Origin of the sequence: Cupriavidus sp. UME77 (genome assembly GCF_014170355.1) — a bacterium.
Taxonomy (GTDB): Bacteria; Pseudomonadota; Gammaproteobacteria; order Burkholderiales; family Burkholderiaceae; genus Cupriavidus; species Cupriavidus basilensis.
Genome location: NZ_LZZU01000031.1, coordinates 42,098 through 67,815, shown reverse-complemented (window position 1 = coordinate 67,815; position 25,718 = coordinate 42,098). Strand labels below are relative to the sequence as shown.

16 protein-coding genes are annotated in these 25,718 nt (G+C 67.7%); 8 read left to right on the top strand and 8 right to left on the bottom strand.

The window, feature by feature from the left end:
- The 3 genes from A9975_RS11870 to otsB form a co-directional block, all read right to left on the bottom strand.
- A partial coding sequence (locus tag A9975_RS11870) for a trehalose-6-phosphate synthase (RefSeq protein ID WP_183032847.1) occupies positions 1 to 1,362 on the bottom strand: 1,362 nt, incomplete at its 3' end.
- Between the two features lie 34 nt (positions 1,363 to 1,396).
- The gene (locus A9975_RS11865) at positions 1,397 to 3,235 is read right to left on the bottom strand and encodes a glycoside hydrolase family 15 protein (RefSeq protein WP_370564425.1); all 1,839 of its coding nucleotides are present in this window, start codon (positions 3,233 to 3,235) and stop codon (positions 1,397 to 1,399) included.
- A 12-nt stretch (positions 3,236 to 3,247) separates the two neighbouring features.
- A complete protein-coding gene (gene otsB / locus A9975_RS11860) occupies positions 3,248 to 4,033 on the bottom strand; it encodes a trehalose-phosphatase (RefSeq protein ID WP_183032846.1) in 786 nt (261 codons plus the stop codon).
- Positions 4,034 to 4,275: 242 nt separating this feature from the next.
- Between otsB and ilvA the strand changes: the two genes are divergently transcribed.
- Both ilvA and queF read left to right on the top strand, forming a co-directional pair.
- On the top strand, positions 4,276 to 5,802 hold the full coding sequence (ilvA, locus tag A9975_RS11855) for a threonine ammonia-lyase, biosynthetic (RefSeq protein WP_174425600.1): 1,527 nt from the start codon (positions 4,276 to 4,278) through the stop codon (positions 5,800 to 5,802).
- Between the two features lie 15 nt (positions 5,803 to 5,817).
- On the top strand, positions 5,818 to 6,651 hold the full coding sequence (gene queF / locus A9975_RS11850; protein ID WP_043343529.1) for an NADPH-dependent 7-cyano-7-deazaguanine reductase QueF: 834 nt from the start codon (positions 5,818 to 5,820) through the stop codon (positions 6,649 to 6,651).
- Positions 6,652 to 6,729: 78 nt separating this feature from the next.
- On the opposite strand, the gene A9975_RS11845 is transcribed toward queF, so the two are convergent.
- A complete protein-coding gene (locus A9975_RS11845) occupies positions 6,730 to 8,139 on the bottom strand; it encodes a carbohydrate porin (protein ID WP_183032845.1) in 1,410 nt (469 codons plus the stop codon).
- Between the two features lie 208 nt (positions 8,140 to 8,347).
- On the opposite strand from A9975_RS11845, the gene A9975_RS11840 reads away from it, so the two are divergent.
- The 5 genes from A9975_RS11840 to A9975_RS11820 are packed head-to-tail and all read left to right on the top strand — an operon-like array spanning position 8,348 to position 13,821.
- Entirely contained in the window at positions 8,348 to 9,106 is a 759-nt protein-coding gene (locus A9975_RS11840) for a TetR/AcrR family transcriptional regulator (protein WP_255503171.1), read from the top strand.
- A 27-nt stretch (positions 9,107 to 9,133) separates the two neighbouring features.
- Positions 9,134 to 10,132 carry an HlyD family secretion protein gene (locus A9975_RS11835; RefSeq protein ID WP_183032844.1) on the top strand — a complete coding sequence of 333 codons (999 nt, stop codon included), beginning with the start codon at positions 9,134 to 9,136 and terminating at the stop codon, positions 10,130 to 10,132.
- Positions 10,129 to 11,142, top strand: coding sequence for an ABC transporter ATP-binding protein (locus A9975_RS11830; RefSeq protein ID WP_183032843.1), 1,014 nt, complete (start codon positions 10,129 to 10,131; stop codon positions 11,140 to 11,142). The genes A9975_RS11835 and A9975_RS11830 overlap by 4 nt, the downstream gene beginning before the upstream one ends.
- Positions 11,139 to 12,317, top strand: a complete 1,179-nt coding sequence (locus A9975_RS11825; RefSeq protein WP_183032842.1) for an ABC transporter permease — start codon at positions 11,139 to 11,141, stop codon at positions 12,315 to 12,317. The genes A9975_RS11830 and A9975_RS11825 overlap by 4 nt, the downstream gene beginning before the upstream one ends.
- 10 nt (positions 12,318 to 12,327) lie before the next feature.
- Positions 12,328 to 13,821, top strand: coding sequence for an efflux transporter outer membrane subunit (locus A9975_RS11820; protein WP_183032841.1), 1,494 nt, complete (start codon positions 12,328 to 12,330; stop codon positions 13,819 to 13,821).
- 77 nt (positions 13,822 to 13,898) lie between these two features.
- On the opposite strand, the gene A9975_RS11815 is transcribed toward A9975_RS11820, so the two are convergent.
- The 4 genes from A9975_RS11815 to A9975_RS11800 all read right to left on the bottom strand — a co-directional run bounded on the left by A9975_RS11815 (position 13,899) and on the right by A9975_RS11800 (position 23,259).
- Positions 13,899 to 15,092 (bottom strand): pyridoxal phosphate-dependent aminotransferase, encoded by a 1,194-nt coding sequence (locus tag A9975_RS11815; protein WP_183032840.1) that lies wholly within the window; start codon positions 15,090 to 15,092, stop codon positions 13,899 to 13,901.
- A gap of 111 nt (positions 15,093 to 15,203) precedes the next feature.
- Positions 15,204 to 15,488 carry a hypothetical protein gene (locus A9975_RS11810; RefSeq protein WP_183032839.1) on the bottom strand — a complete coding sequence of 95 codons (285 nt, stop codon included), beginning with the start codon at positions 15,486 to 15,488 and terminating at the stop codon, positions 15,204 to 15,206.
- 225 nt (positions 15,489 to 15,713) lie between these two features.
- Complete coding sequence (gene uvrA / locus A9975_RS11805) at positions 15,714 to 21,605, bottom strand: excinuclease ABC subunit UvrA (protein ID WP_183032838.1); 5,892 nt, start codon at positions 21,603 to 21,605, stop codon at positions 15,714 to 15,716.
- Between the two features lie 307 nt (positions 21,606 to 21,912).
- A complete protein-coding gene (locus A9975_RS11800; RefSeq protein WP_183032837.1) occupies positions 21,913 to 23,259 on the bottom strand; it encodes a cytochrome-c peroxidase in 1,347 nt (448 codons plus the stop codon).
- A gap of 228 nt (positions 23,260 to 23,487) precedes the next feature.
- Here A9975_RS11800 and acpA point away from each other — a divergent pair, with 228 nt between their 5' ends.
- On the top strand, positions 23,488 to 25,626 hold the full coding sequence (gene acpA, locus A9975_RS11795) for an acid phosphatase (RefSeq protein WP_183032836.1): 2,139 nt from the start codon (positions 23,488 to 23,490) through the stop codon (positions 25,624 to 25,626).
- The last annotated feature ends 92 nt before the right edge of the window (positions 25,627 to 25,718 follow it).

The following is a 25,718-nucleotide window of genomic DNA, read 5'->3' as shown; positions in this document are numbered from 1 at the left end:
CAAATACTCCCTCCTCCACCAATGCACATCCTGCGCCCGAATCCGCTCCAGCAGCTTCTGATGCCGTGACTGCCGCTCCGCCAGCGGCATATGCAAGGCCTGCTGAATCGCCTGCGCGGTGGCATTGATATCGTATGGATTCACCAGCAACGCCTCGCGCAACTGCTCGGCAGCACCAGCAAACCGCGATAGCACCAGGACCCCGGGATCGTCCGGATCCTGCGCGGCGACAAACTCCTTCGCGACCAGGTTCATCCCATCGCGCAACGGCGTCACCAGCGCCACGCGGCAAGCGCGGCAAAGGCCCGGCAAACGGCGCCGTGCCGTGGTGCGATGGATGTAGCGCACCGGCATCCAGTCCAGCTCGCCGTACTCGCCATTGATCGCCCCCGACAACCCTTCCAGCTCGCGCCGCAGATCTGCGTAGGCATCCACCGTTTCGCGCGATGGCGCGGCAATCTGGATCAGCGTGGCGCTGCGGCGGTTCTCCGGATACTGCGCCATCAGCGTCCTGACTGCCTTGAGCCGCTGCGGCAGCCCCTTGGAGTAATCGAGCCGGTCGATGCCAAGCAGAAGACGGCGGCTCGAATACTGGCCGCGCATCATCTCGTATGTCTCGCGCGATTCCTCGCACTGGCCCAGCGCGGCGAACTCGTCGACGTCGATGCCGATCGGGAACGCCTGCGCGCGCACGGTGCGGTGGAAGGCCCGGAAGCGATACTCGCCCATGGGCTCGGCCTGCGCTTCGCTTTGCACGTAGCGCGAGAAATGCTCGAGATCGAGCTGGCTCTGGAAGCCAACCAAGTCATAGGCGAACAGCGCCCGCATCAGCCATTCGTGCTGCGGGATGGCGGCAAGGATCAGCGGCGGGGGCAGCGGGATATGCAGGAAAAAGCCCATGCGCTGGCCGCAGCCCATGGCGCGCAGCTCCGACGCAAGCGGGATCAGGTGATAGTCGTGGATCCAGATCACATCGTCCGGGCGCAGCAGCGGCGCAAGCTTGCGTGCAAAGAGCTGGTTGACGCGGCGATAGATGTTGAGATAGCCGGAGTCGAAATCCGCCAGGTCGATGCGATAGTGGAACACCGGCCACAACACGCCATTGCTGTAGCCCTGGTAGTACGCGTCGTGGTCCTCGCGGCACAGGTCGACCGTGGCCAGCGTGACGTTGCCGGCTTGCTGGATATGCAGCTCTCCCTCGCCCGGCGTGCCGCCCTGCGCGGCTTCCACGATCTTGCCGCTCCAGCCGAACCACATGCCGCCGGTAGCCTTGAGCGCTTCGCCCAGTGCCACGGCGAGGCCGCCCGCGGCAACGTTGCGCGGATCGGCCACGCGGTTGGATACCGCTACTAGTCTGCCCATACATTCCTTTGCGCTGGCCTTGCCGCGCGCGCCTTCAGATCACGGAATCCCATGGCGCGGACAGGCGCATGGCGCCGTTGATCAGGCCCACCATCGAGTAGGTCTGCGGAAAATTGCCCCACATCTCGCCGGTCACGGGGTGCGTATCCTCGGACAGCAGGCCAAGCGGATTGCGCGCCGCCAGCATGGCCTCGAAGATCTCGCGCGCTTCCTCCCGGCGCCCCACGCGCGCGAGCGCATCGATACGCCAGAAGGTGCAGATGTTGAAGGCGGTCTCGGGCTTGCCGAAGTCGTCCGGCGCCTCATAGCGGCGCATGTAGGGCCCGTCGCACAGCGACGCTTCCATGGCCTTGAGCGTGGACATGAAACGTTCATCCCTGGGCTCGATAAAGCCGACCTCGGCCATCAGCAACACGCTGGCATCGAGCTCGCGCCCGCCGAAGCTCTCGGCGAACGCCTGGCGTTCCTCGCTCCAGGACTCACGCACGATGCGCACCTTCATGCCGTCGGCATGCTGGCGCCAGTAAGCCGCGCGATCGGGCAATTGCAGCGCATCGCCGATCTTGGCAAGGCGGTCGCAGGCGGCCCAGCTCATCAGCGCGGACGAGGTATGCACCCGCGCGCGCGTGCGCAGCTCCCACATGCCCGCATCGGGCGTGCCGAACACGCGTACCGCCTGCTCGCCCACGGTTTCCAGCACGTGGTACTCGGCCGCCCCGCCGCGGTGCAGCAGGCGATGGTCGTGGAAAGCCTGGGCCGCGCCCAGCACCACGTTGCCGTAGACATCATGCTGGAAGTGCTCCTGTGCCTGGTTGCCCACGCGCACCGGACCCATGCCACGGTAGCCGGACAAATGATCGAGCATGCTCTCCGGCAATTCGAGCTCCAGCCCGATGCCGTACAGCGGCTGGATATGGCCATTCCTGGATTGCATCACCACGTTGGACAACCAGCGCAGGTAGTCCTCCATGGTGCCGACCTCGGACAAGCTGTTGAGCGCGCGGATCACGAAGAAGGCATCGCGCAGCCAGCAGAAGCGGTAATCCCAGTTGCGCCCGCTGCCGGGCGCCTCGGGAATGCTGGTGGTCATGGCCGCGACGATGGCGCCCGTCTCTTCATACAGCGACAGCTTGAGCGTGATGGCGGCGCGGATCACCGCGTCCTGCCACTCGCGCGGCACCGCGAGACGGCGGCTCCACATCTTCCAGTAAGCCGTGGTTTCCTGCTCGAAGTCGCGCGCGATTTCCTCCACGCCGCCTTGCAGGGTTTCGTCAGGACCGAGGATGAAGTTGAGGTCGCGCGTGAGCAGGAATGGCGTGTGCGACAGCACGTAGGTCAGCGGCGCGTCGGTGGTCATGCGCAGCGTGGTGCCGTCGCCGATATAGCGCACGTGGCTGCTGCCGCGCGTGATCTCGGGCTTGATGCGCCCCCAGTCGAAACGCGGCGCCAACGTCACGCGCACACGCGGCGCGCCCTGTATCGGGCGGATGCGGCGGATCAGCGAGGTGGGGCGGAAGTAACGCCCGATGCGGAAAAAACGCGGTGCGAAATCGGTGATCTCAAGGCTGTTGCCGTGCTGGTCGGTCAGCCGGGTCCGCAGCACGGCCGTATTGGGCTCGTACCACTGGTGTGCTTCCTGGAAGTCCTCGATTTCGATGGCGAAGTGGCCAGCGTTCTCGCCCGGATCGAGCAAGGCATTGAAGACCGGGTCGCCGTCAAAGCGCGGCAGGCAGCACCACACGATGCGCCCGCGCCCGTCGACCAGCGCGGAGATCGCGCAGTTGCCGATCATGCCTAGCGATAGCGAAGGGTCGGCGTAGCGGCCGGCACCTCCGGCGCGCGCCGGATTATCCTCGGTGGATGGGTTGCTCACAGCGAATCCCCCTCAAGACGTCGTTGTGGATGTAGCTCCGGAAACCTGCTTGCCCTGCGCGGCGGCCATGACTTCGAGTGCCTTGGCGGAGCGATGCAGCCAGCAGCGCAGCGCGGCCGGGCCGGTCACGCTGGCGGTGGCGGCGCTGGGCCGCGCGCCAACCAGCAAGCCGATGCCGCCGAGGCGGCGCACCACGGCAAAGCCAGCCTCGTCGGTAATATCGTCGCCGGCAAACAGCGGCGTGCGCCGCGCAAATGGCGGGCTGCGCATAAAGGCATCGATGGCGCCGCCCTTGTCGATGCCAGCCGGCTTGAGCTCCACCACCATCTTGCCGTGCAGGACTTCGATGCCCGGCACGCCGCCGGCGAGTTGGGCCGCGAAGTTGCGCACCATGCCTTCGAGATGGGGAACGGCGCGGTAGTGCACCGCGACCGCGACCGACTTGCGCTCGAGCTGCAGGCCGGGATGCGCGCCGACCAGCGCTTCGAGCGGCGGGAGCAGCAGCGGCACGCCGGGATCAGGCTGGCGCAGGCGGTGGCCGCCCGCGTCGCGCAGCTCCGCGCCATGCACGCCGGCGCACGGCAGTTGCAGCGGATGCAGGAAATGATCCAGCTCGGCGATCGGCCGGCCGGAAACCAGGGCTAGCGCGCCGCCCAGATGCAGATGCAGGGCGCGCAGCGTCCCCACCAGTTCCGGTTCGACCTGCACGAGGTCAGGACGCGGCGCAAGGTCGGCCAGCGTACCGTCGAAATCCAGGAACAGTGCGGTGTTCGGTTCGATAAGAGGTAGGGAAGGCATTGCGTTACACCGTATCACGAGTGTTCCGGCAGCGTCCACCGGGCTTCGTCCTACAAGGTGCGCAAACGCCCCTTCGGCGCGCCACGGCGGCGCCTGCACCGCTGCGGTGCGCAACGGGCCTTGCGCACGAAGGTGAGCTTGCCTGCCCTTCGCGCCCGCTTGCACAGGGGTGCAGCCATCGCCGCCCCCCGCCATCCATTATCATTACCGGTTTCCGCCAATCCCCGCCCCGGCTGTCCACGATGACCCGCAAACCCGATTACCTGAGAAAGATCCTGACCGCCAAGGTGTACGACGTGGCCCAGGAGACCGATCTCACCTATGCAAACCTGCTCTCCGCGCGCACCGGCAACAAGGTGTGGTTCAAGCGCGAGGACACCCAGCCGGTGTTCTCGTTCAAGCTGCGCGGCGCGTACAACAAGATGGCCTCGCTGTCGCCGGAAGAACTCAAGCGCGGCGTGATCGCCGCCTCTGCCGGCAATCACGCGCAGGGCGTGGCGCTCTCGGCCGCGCGCCTGAAGTGCAAGGCGCTGATCGCGATGCCGGTCACCACCCCGCAGGTGAAGATCGACGCGGTGCGCGAGCGCGGCGGCGAGTGGGTGGAAATCGTGCTGCACGGCGACTCGTACAGCGACGCCTACAACCACGCCGCGGTGCTGGAGAAGAAGCACAAGCTGACCTTCATCCACCCCTTCGACGATCCCGAAGTCATCGCCGGCCAAGGCACCATCGCCATGGAAATCCTGCGCCAGCACCCGGGCCCGCTGCATGCGGTGTTCGTGGCGATCGGCGGTGGCGGCCTGATCTCCGGCATTGCGTCCTACATCAAGGCAGTGCGCCCCGAGATCAAGGTGATCGGCGTGCAAACCGTGGACTCCGACGCGATGAAGCGCTCGGTGGACGCGGGCAAGCGCGTGGAACTCAAGGAAGTGGGCCTGTTCTCGGACGGCACCGCCGTGAAGCTGGTCGGCAAGGAAACCTTCCGCATCACGCGCGAGCTGGTCGACGAGATCATCCTGGTGGACACCGACGCCATCTGCGCCGGGCTCAAGGACGTGTTCCAGGATACCCGCAGCATCCTGGAGCCGGCCGGCGCGATGGCCGTGGCCGGCCTGAAACTCTACGCCGAGCGCGAGAAGCTCAAGGGCCAGCACCTGGTGGCCATTGCCTGCGGCGCGAACATGAACTTCGACCGCCTGCGCTTCGTGGCGGAGCGCGCCGAGGTGGGCGAGGCGCGCGAGGCGGTCTTCGCGGTCAGCATCCCCGAGGAACGCGGCAGCTTCAAGCGCTTCTGCGAGCAGCTCGGCACGCGCAATGTGACCGAGTTCAACTACCGCATCGCCGACAAGAGCATGGCGCATATCTTCGTCGGCGTGCAGATTGCGAGCCGCGCGGAGAACGAGAAGATCGCCGCCGGATTCCGCCGCCACGGTTTCGATACGCTGGACCTGTCCAACGATGAGCTGGCCAAGCAGCACATCCGCTACATGGTGGGCGGGCACTCGCCGCTGGCGCATGACGAACTGCTGTACCGATTCGAGTTTCCCGAGCGGCCGGGCGCGCTGATGCGCTTCCTGTCGAGCATGAGCCCGAACTGGAATATCAGCCTGTTCCACTACCGCAACCAGGGCGGCGACACCTCCAACATCCTGGTTGGCATCCAGGTGCCCAAGAACGAGAAGCGCGCCTTCCGCGCCTTCCTCGCCACGCTGGGCTATGTACACTGGGAAGAGACCGAAAATCCCGTGTACAAGCTGTTCCTGTCCTGATCATCCGAGGCAACCATGAGCCTTCCCGAACAATCGCCGCTAGGCAAACCCTCGGCCTACAAGACCGAGTACGACCCGACGTTGCTGTTTCCGATCCCGCGCCAGCCCAAGCGCACGGAGATCGGCCTGGCGCAAGGCCGCGCGCTGCCGTTCTTCGGCGTGGACATCTGGAACGCGTACGAGCTGTCGTGGCTGAACATGAAGGGCAAGCCGCAGGTGGCGCTGGCCAGCTTCATCATTCCGGCCGACACGCCCAACATCGTCGAGTCCAAGTCGTTCAAGCTCTACCTGAATTCGTTCAACCAGAGCAAGATCGCCTCGCCCGAGGCGTTGCAGCAGTTGCTGCACCACGACCTGTCCGAGGCCACCGGCGGCACGGTGCAGGTGCGCCTGGTGACCGAGGCCGATCTCGGCACGCAGAAGATGGCCGAGCTGGACGGCGTGCAGCTGGACCGGCTCGACATCGAAACCGACATCTACGAGCCGGCGCCGCACTTGCTGCATGCCGCCCAGGACGAATCGCCGGTGGAGGAAACACTGGTCTCGCACCTGCTCAAGTCCAACTGCCTGGTGACCGGCCAGCCGGACTGGGGCAGCGTGCAGATCCGCTACGTGGGCGCGCCGATCAACCAGGAAGGACTGCTCAAGTACCTGATCTCGTTCCGCAACCACAACGAGTTCCACGAGCAATGCGTGGAGCGGATCTTCACCGACGTGATGCGGCAGTGCAAGCCGGTGAAGCTGGCGGTTTATGCGCGCTATACACGGCGCGGCGGGCTGGATATCAATCCGTTCCGCACCAACTTCAACACGCCGTGGCCGGACAACCGGCGCAACGCACGGCAGTGAGCCTCGCGAACGCATGAAACCAAGAAAAACCCCGGCACGCACGCCGGGGTTTTTACTTGCGCCATGATCCTGGCCTGCTCAAAACTCCGCGTGCAGGCGCACGCCATAAAACATCGCCGGGCCGCGGTCGCGGTTGTAGCCAGGATTGCGGATGTACTGGAAATCCGGGCTGATGCTCAGGTACTTGACCGGCTGGAAGCTGTAGAACAGCTCAACGACCTGCTCAGGACCATAGCGCAACGTGCCATCGCCAAGAAAAGCGCCCTGCCCGCCGGCAGCCAGGTAAGCCTGGTGCCGCGACCCCAGCATATTCACCGACATCGCCAACCCAACCACATCGCGCGGCCGGCCCCACGCATTGCCGTTGAGCACGCCGCCGATGGCGACCTGGCGGCCGATTTCCGTAAAGGCATAGGTCTCGGTCTTGTCATCCGACATATTGGCGCGCGCGAACACGCCCAGCGACTCGTTGACCCGCTGCATCAGCGACAAGCCCGCGCCGATCTTGGCGTGCTCCTCGCGCACATTGGCCACGTCCGGCGTAGCGCCGGTGGCGGCGCCAAGCTGCAGCGCATCGCTGAACGCGCCCATGCGCGCCTTGTTGCGCCAGAGCAGCAGGCGCGCCACGCCGGGCTGGCCGGCCAGGTTGTAGCGTTTCTCGAATTCGAGGATGTCGCCATAGTGCTGGAACATCCGCGTGTCGAGTTCCAGCCCGTTGGACTCCAGCGGTTGCAGGAAGCGGCCAAGCCGCACCGACCACATGTCGCCGATGTACTCGAGCGCCACGCCCCAGTTGTAGCCGCGCGCATCGGCCGGGTAGTCGAAGGAGCCGTGCGCCATGAACGACCAGTTCATGAACTGGGTGCGCGGGTCGGAGCCGTACTCGTTCTGGTCGAACACGTCGAGTACGCCGAAGTTGCCGGCGGTCAGCACCACGCGGCGCTTGTCGACGCTGCCGGCCAGCTGGTTGAAATCGGCGTCCACCTGTTCACTGCCGCCGCCCAGCCCCCAGGTCTGGCGGACAAACGCGCGCGCCCGGTAGAACACCGGACTGGTGCTCGATACCTTGGCCAGTTCACCGTTGGTCGGCCCGCCCAGGCCGTGCAGCTCGGAGAACGGCACGCCCTGCGTCACCTCCGGGTTGAAGTGGAACTCCGCGCCGCGCCACAGGCGCAAGCCAAGATCGAGTGTGGTGCTGAACGAGTAGCTCTTGGCGCGGTCCGCCGTCAGGCTGTTGGCGCCGGAATAAGCCGCGCCGAAGGACGGCTTGCGCTGCCAGATATAGGTGGTCTGGCCATGGAAGGCGTAGTCCTCGGGGGCATCGGCCTGCACGGGCGCGTCGCTGCTTGTTCCGGCTTTTTCCTGCGCCAGGGCGGGCATGGCCGCCATGCCGGCAAGACCGGCCAGCGACAAGGCCACACCCGCCAGGCGCGCGGCAAAAAACAGGCGTAGCCGCGCTGGGGCGGCGTGGAAGCGACAAAGCAGCATGAAAAAATCCGGGGAACAGCAGCAGGCAAATCAAGGGGCGAGCCCGGCTGATGGGCGGACGAAGCATAGCCAAGCGTTTATGACATGTCTACCTTGCATTGCTGCATCGCAACATAGTCAAAATAAAAGTGGCTTATGCGACATTTTGCAATCGGCCTTGAATTAATTAATTCGTAAATTAATATTATCTGGAGATTCAGGAGCCGCCATGCCACCTGCTACTGCCACCCCGCCCGCAAGCCGCCGTCCGGGCCGGCCCGCCGCCGGGGATGCTGCCAGCGCCGGACAGCGCGAGCAGTTGCTCGACGCCGCCACCGCATTGTTCGCCCGGCGCGGCGTTGCCGCCACACCGATCAAGACCATCGCTACCCATGCTGGCGTCACCCCGGCGCTCGTGCACTACTACTTCCGCGATCGCGACCAGTTGCTTGACGCGGTGGTCGACGAGCGCCTGCAGCCGCTGGTGGAACAGGTGTTCGCGCCGGCCGCGGCCGACAGCGCGGACGCGGCAGCCATGCTGGTGGGCATTGCCGGGCGGCTGATCCGCACCGCCGCCGCCACGCCGTGGTTTCCCGGGCTGTGGATCCGCGAGATCGTTGGCGCGGACGGCCAGTTGCATCAGCGCGTGCTGCAGAAGATCGCGCTGCGGCGCGCCGGCCTGGTGATCGGCCCGCTAGCGGCGGCGCGCGCGCGCGGCGAGATCAACGCCAGCCTGGAGCCGGCCCTGCTGATGGTGTCGCTGATCGGCCTGACGCTGCTGCCGCTGGCCACCACCCATATCTGGCGCCGCCTGCCCGGCGCCGGCGCCATCGACAGCGAGGCGCTGGTACGCCACGTCAGCGCGCTGCTGGCGCACGGCCTGGGGGTACCGCCGATCGCGCCGATCGCGCCGATCGCGCCGATCGCGCCGATTGCGCCGATTGCGCCGATCGCGCAGCCCGGGCCGGCCACGCCGCCGTCCGCCTGAACCCAGCCTGCCCGCCACGGAGCCCGCATGCCTCGCCACGCTCAGCCTCATTCCTCCCGCCCCGTCCCGAACCTGCGTGCGGGCTGGCCATTGGCCGCCCTGATCGGCGCGGCGCTGCTATCCGCCTGTGGCGAGCCTGCCCCACCCTCCTGGCAGGGCTATGTGGAGGGCGAGTTCGTCAGCGTGGCCTCCCCCTTTGCCGGCCGGCTGGACCAGATCTCCGTCCAGCGCGGGCAGCAGGTGGCAGGTGGCGCGCCGCTATTCGCGCTGGAGGCCGACGACGAGCGCGCGGCCCGGCAGCAAGCGGCGGAACAAGTGCGCGTGGCCGAGTCCCAGCTTGCCGACCTGCAGACCGGCAAGCGCGTGCCGGAAGTCGACGTGAGCCGAGCCCAGCTGGCGCAGGCGCAAGCCGCCTCGGTGCGCAGCGCCGCGCAACGCAAGCGCGACGAAGCCCAGTACGCCATCGGCGGGATCGCGCTGGCGCAGCTGGAAGAGAGCCGCGCCACCGCCGCCTCCGACGCCGCCCGCGTGCGCGAGCTGCAGCGCGATATCGACGTGGCCAGGCTGCCGGGACGCACCGCGCAGCAGGCGGCCCAGCAAGCCCAGGTGGCCGCCGCGCGCGCCGCGCTGGCGCAGGCCGAGTGGAAGCTCTCGCGCAAGACAGTGGCCGCCACCCAGGCCGGCCTGGTCTACGACACGCCCTTCCGCCTTGGCGACTGGGTGCCGGCCGGCAGCCCGGTGGTACGGCTGCTGCCACCGGGCAACGTCAAGGTGCGTTTCTACGTGCCGCAGGCCGTGCTCGGCGCGTTCAAGAACGGCGAGGCCGTGCGCGTGCGCTGCGATGGCTGCGCCACGCCTGTTGCGGCCACGGTCACCTACATCTCCAGCCAGGCCGAGTACACGCCGCCGGTGATCTACAGCAATGAAACGCGCAACAAGCTGGTGTTCCTGGTGGAAGCGCGGCCCGCGCCGGCCGACGCGCCGAAGCTCCATCCGGGCCAGCCGGTCGAGGTGGCAAGGCCATGAACGCAACCGTTGCTCCCCTGGACGGCGGGGCCGGCAAAGCCAGCGCCCTGGCCATCGACGTGCACGACATCAACAAGCACTACGGTGACAAGCACGTCGTCAACAACCTGACGATGCAAGTCGCGCGCGGCGAGATCTTCGGCTTCCTCGGCCCCAACGGCAGCGGCAAGACCACGTCCATCCGCATGATGTGCGGGCTGCTGACGCCGGACTCGGGCACCGGCACCTGCCTGGGCTACGACATCCTGCGCGAGACCGCCGAGATCAAGCGGCGCGTGGGGTACATGACGCAGAAATTCTCCTACTGGGACGATCTCTCCATCCGCGAGAACCTGGATTTCGTGGCGCGCGTGTACGGCATGCCGCGCCGGCGCGAGGCGGTGGACCAGGCGCTCGAGCACCTCGGCCTGGCCAGCCGCGCGCAGCAACTGGCCGGCGCACTCTCGGGCGGCTGGAAGCAGCGCCTGGCGCTGGCAGCCTGCCTGCTGCATGAACCGGAACTGTTGCTGCTGGACGAGCCCACCGCCGGGGTCGACCCGAAGGCGCGCCGCGATTTCTGGGAGCAACTGCACCAGCTAGCCGCGCGCGGCATCTCGGTGCTGGTCAGCACGCACTACATGGATGAGGCCGAACGTTGCCACAAGCTCGCCTATATCGCCTACGGCAAGCTGCTGGCGCAGGGCACGGCAAGCGAAGTGGTGGCCAGCCAGAAGCTCGTCACCTGGAGCGTGCAGGGCGAGCAGCTTTCCGCGTTGTCGGATCAGCTCAAGGGAGCGCCGGGCGTGGAGCAGACCGTGGTGTTCGGCAGCGCGCTGCACATCACCGGGCATGATGCGCCCGCGCTGGAGGCCACGCTGCGCCGCATTGCCGGCCCGCAGCACCGGATCGAGCCAATCGAGACCAGCCTGGAAGACGTCTTCATCCACATGATGAGCGGCGCTGAGGACAATATGCGCGCGGGTGAGCAAAAGCAAAAAACCAGGCGGGATAGCAAGGAGGCCCGGGCATGACGCGCGACGCAGGCGAACCGGCCAAGGCCACCAACGGCGCACGCTTGCCGCTCTCCCTGCAGCGCTGGTGGAGCATCGTGCTCAAGGAGTTCCTGCAGCTGCGCCGGGACCGCGTCACCTTCGGCATGATCGTCGGCCTGCCCATCGTGCAGCTGATGCTGTTCGGCTTGGCCATCAACACCGATCCGCGCCACCTCACCACCGCGGTCATCGCCGCGGACCAGAGCGAGTTCACGCGCTCCTTCGTCGCCGGCATGCAGGCAACCACCTACTTCAACGTGGTCGGCACCCTGCCCGACGAAGCCGCCGGGCGCGAGGCGCTGATGAAGGGCGAGGTGCAGTTCGTGCTCAGCATCCCGCCCGACTTCACCAGCCGGCTGCTGCGCGGCGAACGCCCGGCGCTGCTGGTGGAGGCCGATGCCACCGACCCGTCCGCCACCGGCTCGGCCATCGCCGCGCTGTCGCAGCTGCCGTTCTCGGTCGCGGACAAGGACCTGCAGGGCGCGCTGGCGCACCTGGCGGGCGGCAAGCCGCCGTTCGACGTGCAGGTGCAGCGCCTCTATAACCCGGAGGGACTCACGCAGTACAACATCATTCCCGGGCTGATGGGCGTGATCCTGACCATGACCATGGTCATGATGACGGGCCTGGCGATGACGCGCGAACGCGAGCGCGGCACCATGGAAAACCTGCTTGCCACGCCGGTCAGGCCGCTGGAGGTGATCAGCGGCAAGATCGTCCCCTACATCTTCATCGGCCTGATCCAGTCCACCATCATCCTGCTGGCCGCGCGCTGGGTCTTCGGCGTGCCGTTTGTCGGCTCGGTGGTGGCGGTCTACCTGGCGGCGCTGCTGTTTATCGCCGCCAACCTGACCGTGGGCATCACGCTGTCGTCGCTTGCGCAAAACCAGTTGCAGGCGGTGCAGCTGACGTTTTTCTACTTCCTGCCGAACCTGCTGCTATCCGGCTTCATGTTTCCCTTCCAGGGGATGCCGCGCTGGGCGCAGGCCATTGGCAACGTGTTGCCGATGACCTACTTCAACCGCCTGATCCGCGGCATCCTGCTCAAAGGCAACAGCTGGACCGAGCTATGGCCGAACGTGTGGCCGATGGCCTTGTTCACGGTCGTCGTCATGACCATCGCGGTGCGTTTCTATCGCCGCACGCTGGATTGAGGAGCCTGCCATGCAAGCCCTGCCACACGGCAAACCGACATCGCGCACGGCTCTCGCCGTCATGGCGGCGGCCATGCTTTCGGCATGCGCGGTGGGCCCGGACTTCACCGCGCCGGCCGCGCCCGCCGCGCCGTCCTATACCGAGGGCACACAGCCAGCGCGCACCAGCGCCGCCGACACACCGCACGGCCAGGCGCAAACGCTGGAGAGCGGCGCCGACGTGCCGGCGCAATGGTGGACGCTGTTTCGCAGCCCCGCGCTGGACCGCGCCATCCGCGCGGCGCTGGATGCCAGCCCAACGCTGGCGCAAGCACAGGCCCGCATCGAACAGGCGCGCCAGGAACTGGTGGCCACCACCGGCGCGCGCCTGCTGCCGCGCGTGGACGCCAAGCTCAACACCACGCGCCAGCAGGTCGACTTCAACTCGCTTGGCATCACCGCCTTCCCAAGCCCCGGGCCGTTCACGCTGTACGGCGCCAGCGTGGAGATCTCCTACACGCTCGACCTGTTCGGTGGCCAGCGCCGCGAACTGGAAGGCCTGCGCGCGGCGGTGGACTACCAGCGCTTCGAGCTGGAAGCCGCGCGCCTGACGCTGGCCGGCAACGTGGCCACGGCCGCCATCCGCGAGGCTGGCTTGCGCGCGCAGATTGCCGACACCGAGGCCATCGTGGCGGCGCAGCAGCGCCAGCTCGCCATCACCGAGCAACGCTTGCGCGCGGGCGGCGTGGCGCAGGTGGACGCGCAGCGCCAGCGCAATGAACTGGCGCAGAGCCAGGCGTTGCTGCCGGGCCTGGCGCAGCAGCTTGCGGCCACGCGGCACCAGCTTGCCGTGTACCTGGGACAGGCGCCCGCGAGCGCCGAGCTGCCCGAGTTCCGGCTGGAAGATCTCACCTTGCCCGCCACGCTTCCGGTAAGCCTGCCCTCCGCCATGGCAAGGCGGCGCCCGGATATCCGCGCGGCCGAGGCACTGCTGCACCAGGCGTCGGCCAATATTGGCGTGGCTACCGCGCAGCTCTACCCGCAGCTCACGCTGTCCGGCAGCGCCGGCACGCAGGCGCTTTCCGCGCGCGATCTGTTTGGCAGTCTCAACGTGTGGTCGCTGGCCGCGGGGCTGGCGCAGCCGGTGTTCCGCGGCGGCGAACTGGTGGCGCGCAAGCGCGCGGCGCAAGCGGCCTACGCGCAATCGCTCGCGGCCTACCAGCAAACGGTACTGCAAGGCCTGCGTGAAGTCGCGGATTCGCTGCGCGCGCTGGAAGCCGATGCCAACACCTTGCAGGCGCGCGCCGACAGTGCGAAGCAGGCCGCCGATACGCTATCGGTGGTGACCGGCCAGTATCGTCTCGGCGGCGTCAGCCAGCTTGCGGTGCTCGATGCCGAGCGGCAGTACCGGCAGGCCGCGCTCTCGCTGTCGCAGGCCACCGCCAGCCGCTTTACCGATTCCGCGGCGCTGCTGCAGGCGCTGGGAGGCGGCTGGTGGCAGGCAGAGGCGACCGCTGCGCAGTGAAGCGCTCGTGCTAGCGGTGCCGTCTCAACATGAAGCTGGCGCACGCCGGCCCGATCGCGGCGCGAGCGGCGCGGCGCTCAACGCCCCAGAAACCCGCGCAACCGCCGCACACCCTCGTCCAGCCTTGCCGGATCACACGCATAGCACCAACGCACAAAGCCCTCCCCCTCGTCCCCGAACGCGCTTCCCGGCGCCAGCCCGAGCCGTGCCTCGCGCACCAGCTGCTTGCACAACGCCAGGCTGTCGCTGGCGCCGGCCAGCCGGAAGAACACATACATGGCGCCCTCGGGCGCATGCACATCCACGCCCGGCACCACAGCCAACGCACCCACCAGGTGATCGCGCGCCGCGCGCAGCCTGCCGACCAGTTCACGGGTAAAGGCCTCGCCCTCCCGCACCGCCACGATGCCGGCTTCCTGCACGAAGGACGGCGCGCACGATGTGTTGTACTCAACCAGCTTGCCCAGGTCGTCGGTGAGCGCCGCGGGCAGCACCATCCAGCCCAGCCGCCAGCCGGTCATCAACCAGGCCTTGGAGAATGAGTTGACGCAGATCACCCGCTCGTCGCGGCTGGCGATATCCAGGAACGACGGCGCGATGGCGCCATCGCCTTCGCCGTAATACAAGCGCTCGTACACTTCATCGGCAATGATCCAGATGCCATGGCGCCGGCAGTGCGCGAGCACCGCTTGCTGGTCCGCGCGCGACATCACCCAGCCGGTAGGGTTGTTCGGCGAGTTGATCATCAGCAAGCGCGTATCAGGCGTCAGCGCGGCCAGCAGCTTGTCGAGATCCAGGGTCCAGCCGTGCGTGCCGTAATCGAGCGAGACGGTTTCCACCTCGGCGCCAAGGATCTTGGGGATTTCCACCAGGTTGGGCCACAGCGGCGTGACGGCAACCGCGCGGTCACCGGGCCCGGCCACCAGCTGGGCAGCCAGCATCAGCGCGTTGACGCCGGCGCTGGTCACCACCACGTTGTCCAGAGCGGTGGCGCCATGCAGCGCGCTGACGTAGTCGGCCAGCGCGCTGCGCAGCGGGGCAATGCCCAGGTTGTGCGTGTAGAACGTCGCCCCGCCGGCCAGTGCCCGGCTGGCGGCGTCGCGGATAAAGGCGGGCGTGACCTGGTCGGACTCGCCGAACCAGAAGGGCAGCACGTCGGGCAGGCCGATGCCGGCATTGGCCACCTCGCGGATGCGCGAGGCGCGCAGGTGATGGACGGTGGCACGGGCTGCGGCCGGGGCGCACGCAAAGCCGGACGGGCTGATGGACATCTGGGCTCCTTGCGGTGTAAGGGTCGGACTGCGGGTCGGACTGCGGACCCCACAGAGCGTACCGCAAAGGCACTGCCGCCGGTATGCCCGGCAGCGTGCCGAGCGGGCTGGCTAACGCCCGGGCCCGGCGGAATCGTCCTGCTGCGGCCAGCCGGGTTTCATCCGCAGGCCAAAGCTGCTGCGCGGCTGCACGTCGCGCTCGGGGCGCAGTGCATATTGGTCGTGGTTGACCTGCGGCGCGGTGGTGGCTTGCTGAACGGCCCGGGAGGTTGGCGTCGGCGCCGAGGCCACGCGCTTGCCCGCCTTGGCAGGCGCGCGTGCGCCGCTGGCGTCCGATGCGGCAGCGGGTGCCGCCAGCGCGGACGTGCTGGCCAGGGCGAGCCAAACCGCCGTCACGATGGCGGGTAGGCAGAGGAAGGAGAAAAGAGAAAGGGGTTTTGGTATCACGCTGTCATGCGGCGGCTACGCATGGCCCGCCCGGCCGCCACCTCTGCGGCGCACGGCTGGACCGGCGGCGGCCACCAGTTGCTGAATCCGTCATTGTGTCAGCTACCGGGGCCGCCGGGTGAAAACGGCCTGCAGCCTCGCCCTCCGGGTAGGGGCGAGGCCCCCGTGCTGGCTTTACTGCGCCGCCGCAAGGCGGCGCCTGGCATCGTTGCCGCTCTCTGGCGCGGCCTTGCCAGCCACCTTGCCGCGGGCCAGCACCGGCGCCAGCGCCGCGCCGGTGTGGCTGGCCCGCACCCGCACCAGCCCCTCGGGGTCGGTCGCGGCGACAATGCCGCCGCCCGCCACGCCGCCCTCCGGGCCCAGGTCGAGGATCCAGTCCGCCTCGGCGATCACGTCGAGATCATGCTCGATCACCACCACGCTGTGCCCGCCATCCGCCAGGCGGTGCAGCACACGGATCAGCTTGGCCACATCGGCCATGTGCAGGCCCACGGTAGGCTCATCCAGCACGTACAGCGTGTGCGGCGCCTGCTGCCCACGGCGGGTGATGTCGTCCCGCACCTTGGACAGCTCGGTCACCAGCTTGATGCGCTGCGCCTCGCCGCCAGACAGCGTGGGCGACGGCTGGCCCAGCGTCAGGTAGCCCAGGCCCACGTCCTTCATCAGCTGCAGCGGGTGCGCGATATTGGACATGGCGGAGAAGAATTCCACCGCCTCGTCGATCTCCATCGTCAGCACGTCGCCGATATTCTTGCCGCGCCAGGTAACCGCCAGCGTTTCCGGGTTGAAGCGCTGGCCGTGGCAGACATCGCAATGCACCTTCACGTCCGGCAGGAAGCTCATGCCGATGGTGCGCACGCCCTGCCCCTCGCAGGCCGGGCAGCGCCCGTCGCCGGTGTTGAAGGAAAAGCGCGAGGCGGAATAGCCGCGCGCCTTGGCCTCCAGCGTCTGCGCGAACAGCTTGCGGATGGTGTCCCACACGCCGATATACGTGGCCGGGCAGGAGCGCGGCGTCTTGCCGATCGGGGTCTGGTCGACCTCGAGCACGCGATCGATGCTCTCATACCCGGTGATGGACTCGCAGCCCTGCCAGTTGTGCGTGACCTCCAGCTTGCGGCGCGGCTCGGTGCGCGCCGTGGCCTGCGAGCGCGCGGGCGCCTCGCTGCCCGCCGCCTTGCGCGCGCGCCGCGTGGCAGGCGACGACATCACCGAGCGGCCCACCGCATCGAGCAGGTTGGCCATCAGCACATCGCGCGCCAGCGTGGACTTGCCGGAGCCGCTGACGCCCGTGATGGCAACCAGCCGCGCCAGGGGAATGCTGGCGGTAACGTTGCGCAAGTTGTGCTTCGTGGCGTTGTGCACGGTCAGCCAGCGCTCAGGTACGGCCGCGCTGTTCTTGCCTTCCGGCTTGACCTCACGGCGCGGCTGCAACGGATGCAGGATCGGATGGGCGAGGAACTGCCCGGTGAGCGAATCCGCACTGGCCGACAGCGCGGCCACGCCGCCTTGCGCCACCAGCGTGCCGCCGCGCTTGCCGGCACCAGGGCCGATGTCGATGATGTGGTCGGCGCGGCGGATGGTGTCCTCGTCGTGCTCCACCACCACCAGCGTGTTGCCCTTCTCGCCGAGCTTGCGCAGGGCGTCGAGCAGGATCTGGTTGTCGCGCGGATGCAGGCCGATGGTGGGCTCGTCAAGCACGTAGCACACGCCCTGCAGGTTGCTGCCAAGCTGCGCCGCCAGCCGGATGCGCTGCGCCTCGCCGCCGGACAGGCTGGGCGCGGCGCGGTCCAGGCTCAGGTAGCCCAGGCCGACCTCTTCCAGGAACTGCAGGCGGCTGCGGATCTCGCTCACCACGTCGCGCGCGATCTCGCCTTCGCGCCCGGCCAGGTGCAGGCCCTGCACCCAGCGGTGCGTGTCGGACACTGTCCACTGCGCCACTTCCACGATGGGGTGCGCGTCGAAGGTGACCGCGCGCGCCACCGGGTTCAGCCGCGTGCCGCCGCAATCCGCGCACGGGGTATCGGCCACGTCATCCGGCTCTTGCTGTTCCGAGGGCAGCGTCTGCTCGCGCCCGCGGTTGTCGTCGGCCATCACGGTATCGTCGTAGGCCGCACGCTGCTCGCGCGTGAGGGTCAGGCCGGTACCCACGCAGCTGGTGCACCAGCCGTGCTTGCTGTTGTAGGAGAACAGGCGCGGGTCCAGTTCCGGATAGCTGGTGCTGCACACCGGGCAGGCGCGCTTGGTCGAGAACACCGTGGTGCTGCCGACGCGAGCGGTGCCGCCGTTGCCCATGGCATGCTGCAGGCCATCGAGCGGCGCCAGCAGGTGCATCACGCCCTTGCCGGCTTCCAGCGCCTGCCCGAGCAGCGCGCGCAATGCGGCTTCGTTGTCCGCGGACACTACGATGTCACCCACCGGCAGTTCGATGGTGTGCTCGCGGAAACGGTCCAGGCGCGGCCACGGGTCCACTGGCAGGAATTCGCCGTCCACGCGCAGGTGCGTGTTGCCGCGCGCCTTGGCCCATTTGGCCAGGTCGGTATAGACCCCCTTGCGGTTGACCACCAGCGGCGCCAGCAGGCCCACATGCTGGCCCTTGTAGTCGCGCAGCAACTGCGCCGCGATGGACTCGGGGCTTTGCGAGGTGACCGGCGTGCCGTCGTGGATGCAATGCTGGATGCCCAGCTTCACATACATCAGCCGCAGGAAGTGCCAGACCTCGGAGGTGGTCGCTACCGTGCTCTTGCGGCCGCCGCGCGACAGGCGCTGCTCGATGGCCACCGTGGGCGGGATACCGTACACCGCATCCACCTCCGGCCGCCCCGCGGGCTGCACGATGGAGCGCGCGTAGGCATTGAGGGATTCGAGATAGCGACGCTGCCCTTCATGGAACAGGATGTCGAAAGCAAGCGTGGATTTGCCCGATCCCGACACACCGGTGATCACATTGAATTTGCCATGCGGGATATCGACGTTGAGCGCCTTCAGGTTGTGCTCGTGCGCGTTGACGATGCGCACCACGTCCTCGCCCTCGATGGCGCGGCGCGCGCGCGCCGCGCGCAAGGCGGCCTGCAAGGGCACGCCCGCGTCCTCCGCGACAAAGGCATGGCCGACGGCGCGGTCGTATTGCAGCAGCGCCTTGCCGGTATGCGAGTGCGCGCAGCGCTTGACGTCTTCCGGCGTGCCCACGCACAGCACTTCACCGCCGGCGTCGCCGCCCTCGGGGCCGAGGTCGATGATCCAGTCGGCGGCGCGCACCACGTCGAGGTTGTGCTCGATCACGATCAGCGAGTGGCCGCCATCGAGCAGCTTGCCGAAAGCGCGCATCAGCTTGGCGATGTCGTCGAAGTGCAGCCCGGTGGTGGGCTCGTCGAACATGAACAGCTTGCACTCGTACGGCATCGGCTTGACGCGCGTATTGCTCGCCTGCGCGGTCTCGGCCAGGTAGCCGGCCAGCTTCAGCCGCTGGGCCTCGCCCCCGGACAATGTCGGCACCGGCTGGCCCAGCTTCACGTATTCCAGGCCCACGTCGACGATCGGCTGCAGCACGCGCAGCACCGCCGCGTCGCCAGCAAAGTACGCCACGGCCTCGCTCACGGTCAGCTCGAGCACATCGGCCACGCTGAGCGCGCGCGGCGGCTGGCCCGGCAGCGCGCGCTCGATCTTCACTTCGAGGATCTCCGCGCGGTAACGCCGTCCATCGCAATCCGGGCAGCGCAGGTAGACGTCGGAGAGGAACTGCATCTCGACGTGCTCGAAGCCCGAGCCACCGCAGGTGGGGCAGCGCCCGTCGCCGGAGTTGAAGCTGAACATGCCCGCGGTATAGCTGCGCTGCAGCGCCATGGGCGCCTTGGCGAACAGCTTGCGGATCTCGTCGAAGGCCCCCACATAACTGGCCGGATTGGAGCGCGCGGTCTTGCCGATGGGCGACTGGTCGACAAACACCACATCGGCCACCTGTTCCGCGCCGGTGAGGCTGCGAAAGGCGCCGGGCGCATCCGTGGACTTGCCGAACTGGCGCGCCATGGCGGGATACAGCACGTCCTGCAGCAAGGTGGACTTGCCCGAGCCGGAAACGCCGGTCACGCATACCAGGCGCTGTAGCGGGATCTCCACGGTGACGTCACGCAGGTTGTGCTCGGAGGCGCCTTCGAGCACGATGCGCGGCGTCGCGGCATCAACCGCGCGAGGTTGCCAGCGGGAGAGATCGGTCACCTGGCGATGGCCGGCAAGATACTCGCCGGTGAGCGTGCCCGAGCCGCGGATATCGGCAGGCGTGCCGTCAAAGATGATGTTGCCACCGCGCTCGCCCGGGCCGGGACCCATGTCGATGAGCCGGTCAGCCGCGAGCATCACCGAAGGATCGTGCTCCACCACCACCAGCGTATTGCCGGCGTCACGCAGGCGATGCATGGCCTCGACGATGCGGTTCAGGTCACGCGGGTGCAGGCCGATGCTGGGCTCGTCCAGCACGAACAGCGTCTTGACCAGCGAGGTGCCGAGTGCGGTGGTCAGGTTGATCCGTTGCACCTCGCCGCCGGACAGCGTGCGGCTCTGACGGTCCAGCGTGAGGTAGCCCAGGCCCACGTCGCACAGGTATTTCAGGCGCGTGCGCACCTCGGCCAGCAACAGCTTGAGCGCGTCATCGAGCATCAGGCTCGGCAGCGTGAGCTCATCGAAGAACTTGCGGATGCGCTCGATCGGCATCAGCATCAGGTCGTGCACGGTGAGGCCCGGCAGCGCTTCGAGCTGCGTGCGGTCCCAGTCCACGCCGCGCGGCAGGAAGCGCTTGTCCGGCGCGCATACGGCGTCCGCACCCGGCTTGCTGCCCAGGCGCCACAACAGCGCCTCGGTCTTCAGCCGCGCGCCGCCGCAGGTCTCGCACGGCGTATAGCTGCGGTACTTCGATAGCAGCACGCGGATGTGCATCTTGTACGCCTTCGACTCCAGGTAGTCGAAGAAGCGCTTGACGCCATACCAGTGCGTATTCCACTTGCCATTCCAGTCCGGCGAGCCGTCGATGACCCAGGCGCGCTCGGCCGGGGTGAGGCTTGACCACGCCACGTCGCGCGGGATGCCCGCCTTGGCGGCGTAGCGCATCAGGTCGTCCTGGCACTCCTTCCAGGCCGGCGTCTGCATCGGCTTGATGGCACCGCCGCGCAGCGTCTTGCGCTCGTCCGGGATCACCAGGCCGAGGTCGACGCCGATCACGCGGCCGAAGCCGCGGCAGGTCTCGCAGGCGCCGTAGGCGGAGTTGAAGGAGAACAGCGCGGGCTGCGGATCGGCATAGCGGATATCGCTTTCCGGGCTGTGCAGGCCGGTCGAGAACCGCCACACCTGCGCCTGCGCGCCCTCGTCCGCCGCGTCGATCACGTAGACATTGACCCGGCCGCTGCCGCGCTTGAGCGAGGCCTCGATGGCTTCCAGCACCCGCACCTTTTCGGTATTGCCCAGGCGGAAGCGGTCGGCCACCACGTCCAGCACCTTGCGCGGGCCGGTGGGCGAGGCCACCACGCGCTGCGCCTGCACGCGCGTGTAGCCGCTGACGGAGAGCCACTGCTCGATCTCGGCATCGGTGGTGGTTTCCGGCAGTTCCACCGGGAAGGTGACGACCAGGCGCGGATCGCCCTGGGCGGCACGTGCTTGCAGCTCCGCGTAGATGGTCTCCGGCGAGTCATGCCGCACGGGCTGCGCGGTCTGGCGGTCGAACAGCTCCGCGGCGCGCGCGTACAGCAGCTTCAGGTGATCGTTGAGCTCCGTCATCGTGCCGACCGTGGAGCGCGAGCTGCGCACCGGGTTGGTCTGGTCGATGGCGATGGCCGGCGGCACGCCGTCCACCCGGTCAACCTGCGGCCGGTCCATGCGGTCCAGGAACTGGCGCGCATAGGCGCTGAAGGTTTCGACGTAGCGCCGCTGCCCTTCGGCGTAGAGCGTATCGAACACCAGGCTCGATTTGCCCGAACCCGACGGCCCCGTCACCACGGTCATTTCGCCGGTGTGCAGGTCGAGGTCGAGATTCTTGAGATTGTGCTGACGGGCTCCGCGGATACGGATGACACCGGATGACATGGGATGCGTCCTTTAAGGCGTGGCTTGCGAGTGGCTAGCTGGTGGCTTGCGTGCGGCGTGCGATTGGCGAAGACGGGCCTGGCAGGGCACACGGGCCCCGGGAGCGCGGCGAAAGCCATCGCGAATCGCGGTATTGGTACGGTCGGTACGGTCAGGCCGCTATCCTATCCCGAAGGACGGCAGCGTGCCGCGCGCTGAAGTGTGGCGCTGACATCTCCTGACAGCACGGTGTCAGGAGGAAATGGGGACGGATTTGAAAAAGGAAAGGCCTGCGAGGCGCCCCGCCCGTTGCCGGGCGCGTGACGCCTCAACGGGTTGCAGGCAAGCGGTAGCCGTCGTTGAGGGTCTTCAGGAACGCGATGACGTCGCGGATCTCCGCCTCCGACAGGGCGGCCTTGCTGCCAGGCGCGCCGCCGAACGGGGGTTCCATATTGACGTTGTCACGATACCGCGGCGGCAGGTCGTCGAACTTGTCGACGCTGCCATCGGCCTTGCGCGGGTACCACTTGCCGGGATTGCTGTCCCGTTGCACATAGAAACGCAACACCGCTTCCAGCGAATGAAAGGCGCCGTTGTGGAAGAAGGTCTTGCGTTGCGCCACGTTGCGCAAACCAGGCGTGCGGAACAGGCCGCAGTACTCGGCGCGCGCCTTCAGGTCGGTGCGATCCGGCCCGCACAGGCCCATGTCGAAGAAGGCCGGATCGGCATTGACCGCCAGCTTGCGGTTGCGCGGCACGCCCAGCGCAATGAAGCCAAAATCGCTGAAGGCGGGAAAGACGCCATCGGCGCTGATCGCGCTGGGGTGGCAAGCCGCGCAGTTGCCCTTGGCGGGATCGTTGAACAGGCGCAGGCCGCGCGCTTCCTGCTCGCTCAGCTTGACCTGCCGCCGCAGGAACGCATCGTACTTGCTGCTGTAGGGATAGAACTCCGACGGCGTTTCCTGGAACACCTCGAGCGCCATCAGCGCGGCCTGGAAAGCGACCTCGTCGCGCTCCAGGATGTCTGCGCCGAACACCTCGCGCAAGGTCTGCGCATGCTTGCCGGCGCGCAGCCTGGCGGCCACCGCCGCCGCGTCCGCGTTCGCCATCTCGTGCGGGGACAGCAGGGGAATGCCGGCCTGCTCGTGCGTGGAAGACGCCCGCCCGTCCCAGTTGTGGCCGCCGGTGGGGCCCTGGTCTTCGCTGTCGTCGCCGTCGTTCTCATGGAAATGCTCGGAGAACGGCGGCACGTTCTGCACATAGCGCAGCGACGGCGCCGCGCGCGCGCCGGTGCGCAGCATGTCGGGGCCACCCAGTTGCACCGACAGGTCGTTGGCCGGCCCATAGGCGTGTTCCGGGCTGTGGCAGCTTGCGCACGCGAGCCGGCCGGACGCCGACAACGCGGGATCAAAGAACAGCGCCTTGCCAAGCGCGGCCATGGCCGGCACCTGCGGCCGGCGCGTTGCCATCATGGTGTAGAACGCGTCGGCATAGGCTGGCCGCGAAGACGCGGCGACCTGGCTGGCGGCCGGCGCGGATGCCGGGGCCGCAGCCACGCCCTCCTGTCCGGACTTGCCACAGCCCGCCAGGGTCAGGGCGAAAACCAGCAGCACCGCCCCGGTGGCAAGGCGGCGGATCGGGGAAGGAACTGGCGGCAGAACAAAGCGCGGTGGCATCTGTGCGGCGAAGTGGAATGGCCAGGGCGGGATGGATGCGGCAGCCCAGGCACAGGAGATTCAGGAATGGGCAGCCACGCTAGCACGCGTGCATGACAGCGGCGTGTCATGCACGGCCGGAAATCTTTCTCTCGTCCCGGCGCCATCATCAATCTGACATGGTGCGGCGCGAGAATCACGCGGCTGTCCCAAAAAAACCGCCTATACATAACGAAAAAAGGATATTCCATGCGCCGAGCCTTAAGACTTTATCCCCTTGCAGCGGTGGCCGCCGCTGCCATGGCCGCCTGCGGCGGCAGCGACTCCACTGCTGCCCTCACCACCTCGGGCGTGGTGACCGGCAGCTATTTCGAGCACGCCAAGGTCTGCATCGATGCCAACAACAATGGCAAGTGCGAAAGCACGGAAACCAGCACCTACACCGACAAGAACGGCGCCTTTACGCTCACCGGCCAAGGCGCGATCGCCGCCGAGATCGGCAGCGACGCCTTCCGCAACGATGACGCCGGCGGCCACGCAGCCGTGACCCGTCCGCTGGTGTTCCGCGCACCGGCCGGCGCCAACGGCGTGCTCAGCGCGATTACGACCGAACTGGTCGCGCTCACGGAGTCTAACGGCGGCGACCTCACCGCGGCCAAGGCACGTCTGGCCGCCCGCATCGGCGTGACGGCGGACAAGCTGCTGGCCGACCACAACAAGGAAACCGACAAGGCCATCAAGGCAACCCTGCAGGCGGAGATCGATCAGACCATCGACCTGATCGCCGACGCGGTGGCCGGCGGCGGCGACCTCGCCCAGGCGCTGCGCGACGGCGTCGCCAAGCGGGTCGCCCTCGACAACATCAAGACCGTGGTGGTGATCTATGCCGAGAACCGCGGCTTCGACAATCTCTACGGGCTGTTCCCGGGCGCCAACGGCATCCCCGGCGTGAACCCCACCTCGACCGGCACCGCCGAGCCCCAGAAGGACTTCGATGGCTCCGTGCTGCCGGTGCTGCCGCCGACCTGGGGCGGGCTCACCGCGGCAGGGCAAACCACGCAGCTGCCGCAGGCCAGCACCGCCAACTGGGCGAACAAGCCGTTCCAGATCGACACCCCGCTTGTGTCTGGCGGCATCAACGGCACCGGCACATTAGTCTCGCAAGACGTCACCACGCGCGACCTGGTGCACCGCTTCTACAACAACCAGATGCAGATCAACGGCGGCAAGAACGACAAGTACGCCGCGTTCTCGGACGCGGGCGGCCTGTCGATGGGCTATTACGACGGCAGCCAGATGCAGATGTGGCAACTCGCCAAGCAGTACGTGCTGGCCGACAATTTCTACATGGGTGCCTTTGGTGGCTCGTTCCTGAACCACCAGTACCTGATCTGCGCCTGCGCGCCGCAGTACCCGAACGCCGACGCGGCCACCTCGCCGGCCAAGGGCTCGATCTCCGCGATCGACGTCGACGCCAACGGCAACTTCGTGCGCCTGACCCCCGGCACCGGCAACCCCACCTCGGTCCTCTCCGGCAAGGCGGTGTACCAGAACGACAGCACGCTGACACCCAAGGACGCCAGCGGCATGTTCTACGCGGTCAACACCATGCAGCCGGACTACCAGCCTAGCGGCAACAAGCCCGCCACCACCGATGCCACGGGCCTCTACGCCGACTCCACCAAGGCGACCACGCTGCCGCCGCAGACCCAGACCACCATCGGCGACCTGCTGAACGCGCGCGGCGTGAGCTGGGCCTGGTACGCCGGTGCCTGGGCCAAGGCCACGCAGGACCCGACCGCCATCTACAACAACACCGTGCCCAACTTCCAGGCGCACCACCAGCCGTTCAACTACTACGCCAACTTCGACCCGGTCACCCAGGCCGCCAACCGCAGCGCGCACCTGAAGGACTTCGACAGCCAGTTCCTGCAGGACGCCGCCGCCGGCAACCTCCCTGCGGTCACCTTCTACAAGCCGCAGGGCAACCTGAACCAGCACCCCGGCTACGCGAGCGTGGCCGACGGCGACAAGCATATCGCCAGCGTGATCGCGCAGCTCCAGCAGAGCCCGCAGTGGAAGAACATGCTGATCCTCGTCACCTACGACGAAAACGGCGGCTTCTACGACCACGCGCAAGTGCCCACCGGCGACCGCTGGGGCCCGGGCACGCGCATCCCGGCGATCCTGGTGTCGCCGTATGTGAAGAAGGGCTTTGTCGACCACACGCAATACGACACGGCCTCGGCGCTGCGCTTCATCACCCGCCGCTTTGTCCTGCCGACCCTGCCGGGCCTGCAGCAACGCGATACCGCCCTGCTCGCCAACAAGGGCAAGGCCATGGGCGACCTGACCAACGCGCTGGACTTCACCGCCATGCCGCACTGAGCACGCACGGCGCCGTCACCGGCGCTGCGATGGAAAACGGGCGCCTCCTCGCGCCCGGCACACTACCGCAAGGCCTCTCGTTGACGGGAGGC